This is a genomic window from Polynucleobacter sp. MWH-Braz-FAM2G (assembly GCF_018687635.1).
Lineage (GTDB): Bacteria > Pseudomonadota > Gammaproteobacteria > Burkholderiales > Burkholderiaceae > Polynucleobacter.
Window position 1 is genome coordinate 716480 of record NZ_CP061300.1, and the last position, 12563, is coordinate 729042.

At 46.5% G+C, this 12563-nt stretch carries 11 protein-coding genes; all 11 read left to right on the plus strand.

All coding sequences use genetic code 11. The features are described from left to right. Positions 1-4: 4 nt before the first annotated feature. The 11 genes from ispG to FD973_RS03855 all read left to right on the plus strand — a co-directional run bounded on the left by ispG (position 5) and on the right by FD973_RS03855 (position 12521). A complete protein-coding gene (gene ispG / locus FD973_RS03805; protein ID WP_215324299.1) occupies positions 5-1273 on the plus strand; it encodes a flavodoxin-dependent (E)-4-hydroxy-3-methylbut-2-enyl-diphosphate synthase in 1269 nt (422 codons plus the stop codon). 32 nt (positions 1274-1305) lie between these two features. Continuing rightward, positions 1306-2652, plus strand: a complete 1347-nt coding sequence (hisS, locus tag FD973_RS03810; RefSeq protein WP_371816878.1) for a histidine--tRNA ligase — start codon at positions 1306-1308, stop codon at positions 2650-2652. Between the two features lie 48 nt (positions 2653-2700). After that, entirely contained in the window at positions 2701-3360 is a 660-nt protein-coding gene (locus tag FD973_RS03815; protein WP_215324301.1) for a tetratricopeptide repeat protein, read from the plus strand. Continuing rightward, positions 3360-4505, plus strand: coding sequence for an outer membrane protein assembly factor BamB (gene bamB / locus FD973_RS03820; RefSeq protein ID WP_215324302.1), 1146 nt, complete (start codon positions 3360-3362; stop codon positions 4503-4505). The genes FD973_RS03815 and bamB overlap by 1 nt, the downstream gene beginning before the upstream one ends. After that, on the plus strand, positions 4502-5866 hold the full coding sequence (gene der, locus FD973_RS03825) for a ribosome biogenesis GTPase Der (RefSeq protein WP_215324303.1): 1365 nt from the start codon (positions 4502-4504) through the stop codon (positions 5864-5866). The genes bamB and der overlap by 4 nt, the downstream gene beginning before the upstream one ends. Before the next feature lie 202 nt (positions 5867-6068). Beyond that, on the plus strand, positions 6069-6311 hold the full coding sequence (gene hfq / locus FD973_RS03830; RefSeq protein ID WP_215324304.1) for an RNA chaperone Hfq: 243 nt from the start codon (positions 6069-6071) through the stop codon (positions 6309-6311). Continuing rightward, positions 6298-7545, plus strand: a complete 1248-nt coding sequence (hflX, locus tag FD973_RS03835; protein WP_256442849.1) for a GTPase HflX — start codon at positions 6298-6300, stop codon at positions 7543-7545. The genes hfq and hflX overlap by 14 nt, the downstream gene beginning before the upstream one ends. Next, on the plus strand, positions 7535-9067 hold the full coding sequence (hflK, locus tag FD973_RS03840) for an FtsH protease activity modulator HflK (protein ID WP_215324305.1): 1533 nt from the start codon (positions 7535-7537) through the stop codon (positions 9065-9067). Before hflX ends, hflK begins: the two co-directional genes overlap by 11 nt. Then, a complete protein-coding gene (gene hflC / locus FD973_RS03845) occupies positions 9067-9936 on the plus strand; it encodes a protease modulator HflC (RefSeq protein ID WP_215324306.1) in 870 nt (289 codons plus the stop codon). Before hflK ends, hflC begins: the two co-directional genes overlap by 1 nt. A gap of 20 nt (positions 9937-9956) precedes the next feature. Continuing rightward, the gene (locus tag FD973_RS03850; protein ID WP_215324307.1) at positions 9957-11120 is read left to right on the plus strand and encodes an ATP phosphoribosyltransferase regulatory subunit; all 1164 of its coding nucleotides are present in this window, start codon (positions 9957-9959) and stop codon (positions 11118-11120) included. A 60-nt stretch (positions 11121-11180) separates the two neighbouring features. Further along, positions 11181-12521, plus strand: a complete 1341-nt coding sequence (locus FD973_RS03855; protein ID WP_215324308.1) for an adenylosuccinate synthase — start codon at positions 11181-11183, stop codon at positions 12519-12521. Positions 12522-12563 lie beyond the last annotated feature (42 nt).

The window sequence follows — 12563 nt, forward strand, 5'->3', positions numbered from 1 at the left end:
CACAATGAGTTCACCTAATTCTTTACCTCCATTACCATTGGGTCCATCACCCAAGAGAAAGACGCGTCAAGCATCAGTTGTCTGGAAAACGAACATCATTACTGTTGGTGGTGATGCGCCAGTGCGCGTTCAGTCTATGACCAATACCGATACTGCTGATGCAGTTGGTACCGCCATTCAGGTAAAAGAGTTGGCCCGCGCTGGTTCGGAGATGGTACGCATTACGGTGAACACTCCTGAAGCAGCAGCAGCGGTTCCTTATATTCGTGAACAGTTAGACAAGATGGATGTCTTAGTACCTCTGATTGGCGACTTTCATTACAACGGTCACACTTTATTAAATGATTTTCCGGAGTGCGCTAAAGCACTCTCGAAGTACCGGATCAATCCAGGTAATGTGGGTAAAGGCGCTAAGCGTGATCCTCAATTTGCCCAAATGATTGAGGCGGCTTGCAAATACGATAAGCCTATTCGCATTGGTGTGAACTGGGGAAGTCTAGATCAGGACTTGTTAGCCTCCATCATGGATAGCAATGCCGCCCTAGCGGTTCCAAAAACTGCACAAGAAGTGATGATTGAGGCGTTAATTCAGTCGGCATTACAGTCTGCGGAAAAAGCTGTAGAGCTGGGTATGAATCCCAATCAAATTTTGCTCTCTTGCAAAGTTAGCAATGTTCAGGATTTAGTTGCCGTATACCGCGATCTTTCACGCCGTTCAGATTATCCATTGCATCTTGGCTTAACCGAAGCGGGCATGGGCAGTAAAGGCATCGTGTCCTCAACGGCTGCTATGAGTATTTTGTTGCAAGAGGGTATTGGCGATACGATTCGTGTTTCATTGACGCCAGATCCAGGCGCTCCACGCGAAAACGAAGTGATAGTCGCTCAAGAGATATTGCAAACCATGGGTTTACGCAACTTCACGCCGATGGTGATTGCTTGCCCTGGCTGCGGCAGAACAACGAGTACGACATTCCAAGAGTTGGCTGCCAATATTCAGTCTTACTTACGTCAACAAATGCCAGTTTGGAAGAAAACCCACCCTGGGGTCGAGAATATGAATGTTGCTGTGATGGGATGTATCGTGAATGGCCCAGGTGAGAGCAAGCATGCCAATATTGGTATTTCTTTGCCAGGAACAGGTGAAACTCCTGCGGCGCCAGTATTTGTAGATGGAGTGAAGGTAAAAACCTTGCGTGGTGAGAGAATTGCTGAAGAGTTTCAGGTGATTGTTGATGAGTACGTTAAACAAAATTACGCAGCTAAGGTATAGATAGATTTAAGTAAAGCAATTGCAAAACAATAATAAAAATGACTGAACAAAGTAAAGACTCGAAAGCGCCAACAGCGCAAGCTAAGATTCAAAAAATCAATGGCGTGCGTGGCATGAATGATTTATTGCCAGCTGATGCTGCGCAGTGGGCTCATCTTGAGCATGTATTGCGTGATCTCACCCGCGCTTATGGTTACGAGTTTTTGAGAACACCGATTGTTGAGGCAACTGCTGTTTTTCAGCGTGGTATTGGCGAAGTGACGGATATCGTTGAAAAAGAGATGTATTCATTTGAAGATCGCCTAAATGGCGAGCAGCTCACTTTACGTCCTGAAGGTACAGCTGCACTGGTGCGTTCTGTCATCGAAAATAATTTGCTTTACGAAGGGCCTAAACGTCTTTGGTACACGGGGCCTATGTTCCGTCACGAACGTCCACAACGTGGCCGTTATCGTCAATTTCATCAGTTTGGTATCGAGGCTCTCGGATTTGCGGGACCCGATATCGATGCGGAAATTATTCTGATGGGTCAACGCTTGTGGGACGAGTTGGGTCTAAAGGGCGTGCGTTTAGAAATTAATTCTTTAGGTCAGGCCCCAGAACGTGCCCAGCATCGTGCTGCTCTCGTTACTTATTTTGAACAACATCAAGATCAGTTGGACGAAGATTCAAAACGTCGCCTGATTAGTAATCCATTGCGGATCCTAGATTCTAAAAATCCAGAGATGCAAGCCCTGATTGAAGGCGCGCCAAAGTTATTGGATTTCTTGGGCGAAGAATCACTCAAGCACTTCAATGCTGTACAAGCGATTCTCAAAGCCAATAACATTCCCTGCAAAATTAATCCCCGTTTAGTACGCGGCTTGGATTATTACAACCTTACGGTATTTGAATGGGTGACGGAAGAATTGGGTGCACAGGGCACTATTGCTGGTGGTGGACGTTATGATCCTTTAATCGAGCGCATGGGTGGTAAGGCGGCTCCAGCCTGTGGTTGGGCTATGGGTATGGAGCGTGTTCTCGAGTTGATGAAAGTATCCGGGTCTCTTCCAGAAGCACAATCCCTCTGCGATATCTTTGTATTACATCAAGGTGGCGAGACTTTGACAACCGCGATGATTGTTGCAGAGCGCTTACGCAGTGCTGGAATCGATACCATACTGTTTTGCCCTCCAGATGGCCAGTCTGCCAGCTTTAAGTCTCAAATGAAGAAGGCGGATGCGAGTGGGGCGGCCTTTGCAGTCATTATTGGTCCTGATGAATTGGCTAAGAATGAGGCGCAACTCAAGGACTTACGTGGCACAGGTGAGCAAAAGGCCGTTCCTTTAGATGGCGTTTTGGAGGCTGCAATTGATGCTCTAGTGGGCTCCTCCGAATAGAATTAGATTAATACCTTAAAAATTACCGATAAATCAGTTTGGATTGATATGCCTTTAGATCTAGAAGAACAAGAACAATTAGACCAACTCAAAGCGTTTTGGCAGAAGTATCGCAATCTCATTACTGGGGTAGTCACTGCGGTTTTATTTACTTATGCGGCCTACAGTGGTTATCAGTGGTGGCGGAATAGCCAAGCCCTTGAAGCCTCTAAGCTGTATGAAACTATGGTGGGCGCTATTGCCAAGGGTGACAAAGATCAAACTTTGCAGGCAGCAAACGATTTGCAAAAAGACTTTAAGCGCACTCCTTATTCTGCGATGGCTAGTCTAATCGCTGCGCGCATTGCTGCAGATGCGGGCGATAGCGCAAAAGCATTGGATTATTTACGTTGGGCTGCAAATAATGCTTCTAATGACGGTTACCTCGCATTAGCGAAACTACGTTTAGTTTCTTTATTGATTGAGCAGGGTGGCGAAAAAGAATTTGCTGAAGCGGATCAAATTCTGAATGAGAAACCGATTGTTGGCTTTGAAGCCCTGTGGCTTGAGCGTCGTGGTGATTGGTATTTGGCACAAAAGAAAAACGAACAGGCTAAGCAAAGTTATCAAGATGCTTGGAAAAAATTAGACCAAGCAAAAGAATTTCCTGAAGAGGCGCGTCGTCTCTTGAAGGTTAAATTGGATGCTGTAGGGGGAGTTACTCAGTGATGAGAAAACAGATGAAGCGTTTAGGCGTTGCTTTGGCATTGGGTTCCATCGTCATTGTTTTAACCGCATGCGGTGGGGGTTCAAGGGTTAAAAAGCCAGCTGAATTGGCGCCAGTGACTAATCAGTTTGATTTGCAGCCTGTTTGGTCCACTAGTGTGGGCTCATCGGAGTCTTTTAATTTTCATCCCATCGTTGCTGGCGACGCAGTCTATGCTGCTTCGCATAGCGGCAATCTTGTAAAAATTGATTTAGCAACTGGCAATAAAGTCTGGTCTGTTTCGGTTCCTGAGCGTTTAGCAATTGGACCAGGATCTGATGGCAGAACCACTGTTGCTGTGAGTACCAAAGGTATGGTGTATGCCTATGACGATACTGGCAAGAAAATTTGGAATGTCAGTGTGGGTAGTGAAGTATTGAGTGAACCAGTAGTTGCTGCTGGTGTGGTAATTGTGCGCGCCCTCGACAATCGCTTTATTGGTCTTGATGCCGCTACTGGCGCACGTAAGTGGACTTATCAGCGTCAGCAGTCTGCTTTGTCGTTGCGCGTGGGTTACGGCATGTTGCCAATTAATAATGAAGTAATCGTTACTGGATTTACTGGCGGACGTTTTGGCATGATCGCGATTGCTAACGGTGGTTTAATTTGGGAAACCCCAGTATCTTTTCCAAAGGGTTTCTCAGAGATTGAACGTTTGAATGATGTCACTGCCAGACCAAGTATCGAAGGTGAAATTATCTGCGCAGTTTCTTATCAAGGGCGCATTGGTTGCGGTCAAGCACGTACCGGCAACCTATTGTGGTTTAAGGATTACTCAAGCTACACCGGCACAGCACAAAGCTCTGATATGGTTTTCTCCGCGAACGAAAAATCTTATGTGACCGCCTTTGCTACTAAAGACGGAACGCAGGTTTGGGAAAATACTCAGCTGACTTATCGCGATGTCGGGGAGCCTCTCGCAGTAGGTCGAGTATTGTTGCTCGGTGATGCTCAAGGTTATATTCATGCATTCTCACAGGCGAACGGCGATTTGGTTGCACGTATTCGTCATGACAGTAGTCCAATCTCGGCTGCTCCCATTGCGGTAGGCGGCCTCATCTTGGTTCAGTCCCAAGGTGGAAAACTAGCGGCGTACAGTCCAAAATGAATCCAGTCATCACCATTGTCGGCCGTCCCAATGTTGGAAAGTCGACATTATTTAACCGCTTAACGCGTTCACGCGATGCATTAGTGGCTGATTTCTCTGGTCTGACTAGAGATCGCCACTATGGCAAGGGCCGCATTGGCGATCGCGCATTTATTTGTGTAGATACCGGTGGCTTTGAGCCTGTTGCCAAGACTGGCATTGTTGCTGAAATGGCCAAGCAAACGAAACAGGCTGTCGCTGAATCCGATATTGTGATTTTCTTGGTCGATGGTCGCCTTGGTATGGCGCCGCAAGATCGTGTCATTGCTGATTTCTTGCGTAAGACTGGCAGACCAGTCATTTTGGCTGTAAATAAAACAGAAGGCATGCAAGCTGGTGTTGTTACTGCCGACTTTCATGAGCTAGGTTTGGGCGAGCCTTTCCCGATTTCATCAGCTCATGGCGATGGCGTACGTGGCTTGATTGATGATGCTTTAGATTCATTGGGCGTCGCTGAGCCAGATGAAGAAGAGTTGGCGAACGATCCAAATCGTCCGATGAAAATCGCTGTGGTAGGGCGACCAAATGTAGGTAAATCGACGTTAATCAATAAGTTAATTGGTGAAGAACGCGTCATTGCTTTTGATATGCCAGGCACTACGCGGGACGCAATTGAAGTGCCCTTTGAGCGCAATGGCAAACCTTATATCTTGGTAGACACGGCAGGTTTGCGTCGTCGTGGAAAAGTATTTGAAGCAATCGAGAAATTCTCGGTCGTGAAAACATTGCAAGCAATTGCAGATTGCAATGTAGTGATCTTGATGCTTGATGCTCAACAAGATATCTCTGAGCAAGACGCTCACATTGCTGGATTTATTGTTGAAGCTGGGCGCGCATTAGTGGTGGCAGTGAACAAGTGGGATGGAATTGACTCATACGTTAAAGAGCGTGCTCGTTTAGAAATTGCTCAAAAGCTTCGCTTCTTAGATTTTGCAAATGTTCATCCTATTTCCGCAAAAAAGGGTACTGGCCTCAAAGAGCTCTTTAAGGATGTGGATGCTGCCTATGCTGCAGCTATGGCAAAGCTTCCAACCCCGCGCTTAACTCGTATCTTGCAAGAGGCAATCGAGCACCAGCAACCAAAACGGGTGGGTATGGGTCGTCCAAAATTGCGCTATGCACACCAAGGGGGCATGAACCCTCCAATTGTGGTTATTCATGGCACATCATTGAGTGGTGTGACTGATAGCTACAAACGATACTTGGAAGGTCGCTTCAGGGATGTCTTTAAATTGCGTGGCACGCCTCTGCGGATTCAGATGAATACTGCCAAGAATCCCTATGTTGATGCGGATAAGGGCAAAAAAGGCAAAAAACGTTAATTTCGACTAAGCTTTCATTCTCAGGCTTGAAAGGGCTTGATTTTTCTAAAAATCAGCCCAATATAACGAGTTCGAGAAATAGTTTTAGTTCGGTGGTTTGCAAGAAAGATTTATCGGTAAGTAATCAGTAGTAAAAATTGGAATTAAATAAAAAAGCAAGACTCCCAAAATAGTAGTTAACAAAAGATAAATAAGGGGCAGTATGAATAACAACAAAATTCAATTACTTCAGGATCCATTCCTCAATGCTTTACGCAAAGAGCATGTTCCTGTTTCGATCTATCTTGTGAATGGCATTAAGCTACAAGGCAATATTGAATCCTTTGATCAATATGTTGTCCTGTTGCGTAACACTGTCACGCAGATGGTTTACAAACATGCAATCTCCACGATAGTTCCTGCTCGTGCGATTGATTTCCGTTTAGAAGAAGCTGGCTCTGTATAAAACTGGAGTAGATGCTGCTCGCGCTGTTCTAGTTGGAGTAGACACAGGGCGCGAGGATTTCGCGGATAGCATGGCTGAACTCAGCCTCTTGGCTGATAGTGCTGGTTCTATACCTGCAGCTAGCGTTATTGCTCGCAAAGGCAGAACTGATCCCGCTTTGTTTATCGGCTCAGGTAAAGCGAATGAACTTAAGCGAGTGATGGAGGAGCAAGGCGCAGAACTGGCTATCTTCAATCATCCGCTTTCTCCGACCCAACAAAGAAACCTAGAGCGTCATATTGGCTTTCATGTCATGGATCGTACGGGATTGATATTGGATATTTTCAGTCAGAGAGCGCAAAGTCATATTGGTAAGACACAAGTGGAGCTTGCTCAGGTGCGTTATCGCATGTCTCGTTTGGTGAGGGCATGGAGTCACTTAGAGCGTCAACGTGGTGGTATTGGTGTGCGCGGCGGCCCTGGTGAAACGCAAATGGAGTTGGATCGCCGGATGCTGGCGACCAAAGCAAAACGCTTAGAAAATGAGCTAGAAAAGCTTCAGCGTCAGCAAAGAACCCAGAGAAGAGCGCGTAACCGAAAAGATGTGTTTTCAGTCTCTTTGGTCGGATATACCAATGCTGGTAAATCGACTTTGTTTAATGCCCTAACTAAAGCAGGGACTTATGCGGCAGATCAGCTATTTGCGACCCTAGATACCACCTCTAGAAAGGTCCATTTGGATGGGGTTGGCTCAATAGTGGTGTCAGATACCGTTGGATTTATACGGGATTTGCCGCACCAGTTGGTGGAGGCGTTTAGGGCCACTTTGGATGAAACCATCCATGCGGACCTCATATTGCATGTAATAGACGCATGTAGCCCAGTCGCAAAAGAGCAAAAGGCTGAAGTTGAGGCGGTTTTAGAGGAAATTGGGGCTGATGACATCCCCAGAATCGAGGTGATGAACAAGATCGATCAAATGCCTCAAACCTTTACTCGTGGTGCGGTTTTAGAGCGGGATAACCAGGGTTTTCCAAGCCAGGTTTTCCTGTCAGCCAAGACGGGCTTGGGCCTTGATTTACTTCGCTCAGCCCTAGCTGAATGCTCCCAAATGACTGATAGAATAAGGGTCGAGCAAAACCGTGCCAAGAAGTTATTGGCCCCGGATGAGTTTTTAGAGCCTTTACCCGAACGACCAGATACTTCTGAATTTAATCCGATTTCCAACCGAAGCTATTTTTCTAATGATGCGTAAATTTCTCGACCTATTTTCGGTCAATGATCCAGGTTGGGGCAATAGTCACAATTCTGGAGGATCTAAAGATGCCAAAGACGGGCAGGGAAATGATCAAGCTCCAAAAAAGGATCCAGAAACCAATAATCCGGTAGAAACCCAGCCAGGCAATCGTCCGCCCATTCAGCCAACCAAACCTGATGGTCCTCCTGACTTGGATGAGTTGTGGCGTGATTTCAACGACAGAATTTCTGGCATCTTTGGTGGCAATAAAAAGCCAGGCGCAACTGGGTCGTCTTCAAGCAATCCTAGCAACAAACCAAATAGCACAGATATTCCTCCGCCATCGCAACGCGGGGGTGGAGGCGGAGGTGGTAACGGTGGCTTTAGTGCCCCTAACTTCAATTTCAGCAATCCATTTGGGTCAAAGGCAGGCATCCTGATTGCAGGCGCCGTGGTGTTTTTCATGTGGATATGTAGCGGCTTCTTCATCATTCAAGAAGGACAAGCTGGCGTCATTCTGACCTTTGGCAAATACGACTACACCGCTAAACCGGGCATCAACTGGCACATGCCTTGGCCAATTCAGTCTGAAGAGACAGTGAACTTATCTGGTGTACGTTCGGTGGAAGTGGGGCGTCCCGTACTCATCAAGGCAACAAATCAAAAAGATTCCTCCATGCTGACTGAGGATGAAAACATTATTGATGTGCGCTTTGCTGTGCAATACCGCTTAAAAGATCCAACGGATTATTTATTTAATAATCGCGATCCCGATATGGCTGTTGTGCAAGCGGCAGAAACCGCTGTTCGGGAAATTGTTGCCCGCAGCAAAATGGATACCGTGCTGTATGAAGGTCGAGAAAAGATTGGTATTGATTTAGCGAATTCCATTCAGAAGATTTTGGATAGCTATAAAACTGGTATTTATGTGACCAGTGTGACGGTGCAGAATGTCCAGCCACCTGAGCAGGTACAAGCAGCATTTGATGATGCAGTTAAAGCAGGTCAAGACCAGGAACGTTTAAAGAGTGAAGGTCAGGCTTATGCGAATGACATTATTCCGCGTGCTAAGGGAACGGCAGCTCGTTTGATTCAGGAAGCCGAAGGCTATAAAGCGCGTGTAGTCGCCACTGCTGAGGGTGACGCAACACGCTTTAAGCAAATTTTGGCCGAGTACTCCAAGGCTCCGCAAGTAACACGCGATCGCATGTACATCGATAGCATGCGTGAGATGTATAACAATGTCACCAAGATCTTGGTGGACACCACGAAGAGTAATAGTCTTTTATACCTTCCTTTGGATAAGATCGTTGCGCAGGTTAGTGCTGAAAGTGCTCAAGCTGCTAGTGCGCAATCTAACTCATCTGGAGCCGCTACCCCAACAGGTAGTGTGACTGTCGGCGGTGCTACTGGTACAAATACCTCAAGCTCTTCTTCGGGCAGTTCATCTAGCCCAGCGCCTGCACCCCAAACGCCAGCAACAAATAGTTCATTGGATAAGCGAGATGGTTTCCGCAGTCGTGATCGGGAGGCCAGATAATGAATGCCAACCGTTTAATTGCTGCGATCATTGGATTTGTCGCGCTCATTTATATTTTGTCATCTAGTATTTTTGTTGTAGACCAGCGTAAGTTTGCTGTGGTGTTTTCTTTTGGGCAGATAGTGCGCGTGATTGAGAACCCTGGTATTCAATTGAAGTTCCCTGCGCCGTTTGAAAGTGTGCGTTTTTTTGATCGTCGTATTCTGACGATTGATAATCCAGAGGCAGAGCGCTTTATTACCGCTGAGAAGAAAAATCTCTTAGTGGATTCTTATGTGAAATGGCGTATTGTCGATCCACGTAAATTCTTTATTAGCTTTAAAGGCGATGAGCGCCTCGCGCAAGATCGTTTAACCCAACTAGTTCGCTCCGCTTTAAACGAAGAGTTCACCAAACGCACTGTTCGTGAGCTGATTTCGGATCAGCGTGAAGAAGTGATGCAAGGTATTCGAAAAAAGGTGGCTGATGACGCATCCGATATCGGTGTTGAAATCGTCGATGTTCGCTTGAAGCGCGTTGACCTCTTAGCGGAGATCAGTGATTCGGTTTATCGCCGCATGGAAGCAGAGCGTAAGCGTGTGGCAAATGAACTCCGCTCCACTGGAGCTGCTGAGTCCGACAAGATTCGTGCCAATGCTGAACGCCAACGCGACACGATTCTGGCTGAAGCTTATCGTGATGCGCAAAAAATCAAAGGCGCTGGTGATGCCAAGGCAACAGCGCTCTATGCCGAGGCGTTTGGACGAGATCCTCAATTTGCCCAGTTCTACCAAAGCCTGGAGGCCTATAGAAATTCGTTTAAGGATAAGAAGGATGTCATGGTCGTTGAGCCTAATGGCGAGTTCTTTAAGTTCCTGCACAAAAAATAAGAAAGCGAATAGTTCAAATCATGAATCGTTGGTTACTTCCTGAAGATATTGCAGATGTATTGCCTGCTGAGGCTCGCAAGGTAGAGTCTTTGCGCCGTGCTATTTTGGATTTATACCAATCGTATGGTTATGAACTGGTCACACCACCCATTCTAGAATTCCTAGACTCTTTACTGACTGGTACTGGTTCAGATCTCAATCTGCAAACCTTTAAGTTGGTTGATCAACTCTCTGGTCGGACATTGGGCTTGCGCGCTGACATCACACCGCAAGTAGCCCGTATTGATGCTCATCTCTTAAATCGCGCTGGTGTGACACGACTTTGTTATGCCGGTTCTGTTGCTCACGCTCGCACACCTGTTGGAAGTTCGGCACGCGAAGAGTTGCAACTGGGCGCTGAAATTTATGGATGCGCTACTTGGGAAGCGGATTTAGAGGCCATTACTTTATTGTTGAAGACCTTATCTTTGGCTGGGATGGAAAAAGTCTATCTAGACATCTCACATGCTGGTATTTTGGCGGGGATCTTGGATGGCCAAGATCTTGATAAGGAAACCATTGAAGCTTTGTATGGCTTACTCCAAAGCAAAGATCGTCCTCGCTTAAGTCAATGGGCAAAATGCTTGCCAACAACAGTTGCCAGTGCGCTGGTGGCGCTAACTGAGCTCAATGGCCCATGCACAGAAGTATTGGCAAAAGCCAAAAACGATTTGCCTAAGCACGCCATGATCGATCAAGCGATTACGGATCTTGAGCGTTTAGTGGCATCGGCTCAAAAGTTGTCGGTTAACTTGGAATTGAGTATTGATCTAGCGGATTTACGTGGTTATCAGTATCACAGTGGCGTCATGTTTGCTGCTTATGTCGATCAGTTACCTCAGCCCATTGCTAGGGGTGGTCGCTATGATCATGTTGGCCAGGCTTTCGGTCGCCCACGTCCTGCGACAGGTTTCTCCTTGGATCTGCTAACTCTTGCAAATCTATCGCCCATCAAGGTGCGCCAGCTAGCTATTTTGGCGCCTTGGATTGAGGATGCCGCGTTAAACCAGGCAATTGCAAAGTTGCGCGATGCGGGAGAGGTAGTAATACAAGTTCCAGCCGGCGAAGACTTAGAGTCTGCCGTATACGAATGTGATCGAGAGTTGGTTAAACAGGGTAGTTCTTGGGAAGTAAAGAAGAAGTAGCTGAGTACATTAAAGCAGTAGATATTTAAATTATTTTGTCATTATTTTTTGGATTTCATTATGTCTTCAAAGCAGCAAGCTAAAGGTCGTAACGTAGTTGTCATTGGCACCCAGTGGGGTGATGAAGGCAAAGGTAAGGTGGTTGATTGGTTAACTGATCATGCGCAAGCAGTAGTTCGTTTCCAAGGTGGTCATAATGCTGGCCATACCCTCATCATCGGCGACAAGAAGACAATTTTGCGTTTGATTCCCTCTGGAATCATGCATAAAAATGTGATCTGCTATATCGGTAATGGTGTTGTGCTTTCACCGGAAGCGCTTTTTAAAGAGATTGGCGAGTTAGAGGGTGCAGGCTTAGATGTTCAATCTAGACTCAAGATCTCTGAAGCAACTACATTGATCCTGCCTTATCACGTTGCGATTGATCATGCGCGTGAGAAAAAGCGCGGCGAAGCCAAGATTGGTACGACTGGTCGTGGAATTGGCCCTGCATACGAAGATAAAGTCGCTCGTCGTGCTTTGCGCGTGCAAGATTTGTTCTACCCTGAAAAATTTGCAGAGCAATTACGCGAAAACTTGGAGTATCACAATTTCATGCTCACCAATTACTATGGTGCTGAGCCTGTGAACTATGAAAAGACGCTAGCTGAAGCAATGTCTTATGCAGAGCGACTCAAACCGATGGTGGTGGATGTATCGAGTGCTCTATATGCTGCTGAGCAAGCGGGTCAGAATCTGTTGTTTGAAGGTGCGCAAGGAACCTTGCTTGATATTGATCATGGTACCTATCCTTACGTTACTTCTAGCAACTGCGTAGCTGGTAACGCTGCCGCAGGTTCTGGTGTAGGCCCCGAGTCTTTGCAATACATCTTGGGTATTACTAAAGCGTATTGCACGCGTGTTGGCGCTGGTCCATTCCCAAGTGAGCTATATGACCATGACAATCCTGCAAAGCAAGATCCAATTGGTGTACGTTTAGCTGAAGTGGGTAAAGAATTTGGTTCTGTAACAGGGCGTCCACGCCGTACTGGTTGGTTAGACGCTGCCGCATTAAAGCGCTCGATTCAGATCAACGGTTTGTCTGGTTTGTGTATCACTAAATTGGACGTATTGGATGGTTTAGAAACCATTCGCTTATGTGTGGGTTACACATTAGACGGCAAAAAATTAGACGTACTTCCACGTGGCGCAGAATCTGTTGCCCGTTGCCAGCCTATCTATGAGGATTTTCCGGGCTGGAAGGGGACTACTTTCGGAATTCGGGAGTGGAGTAAGTTGCCAATTGAGGCTCAGAAATTCTTACGTCGCATTGAAGAGGTTGCTGGTAAACCGATTGCGATGGTATCCACGGGCCCAGAGCGTGATGAAACCATCCTGCTTCAGCATCCTTTTCAGGATTGATGGAAAATATCTAGATTAATCAATTATTAAAGCCTTTTTATT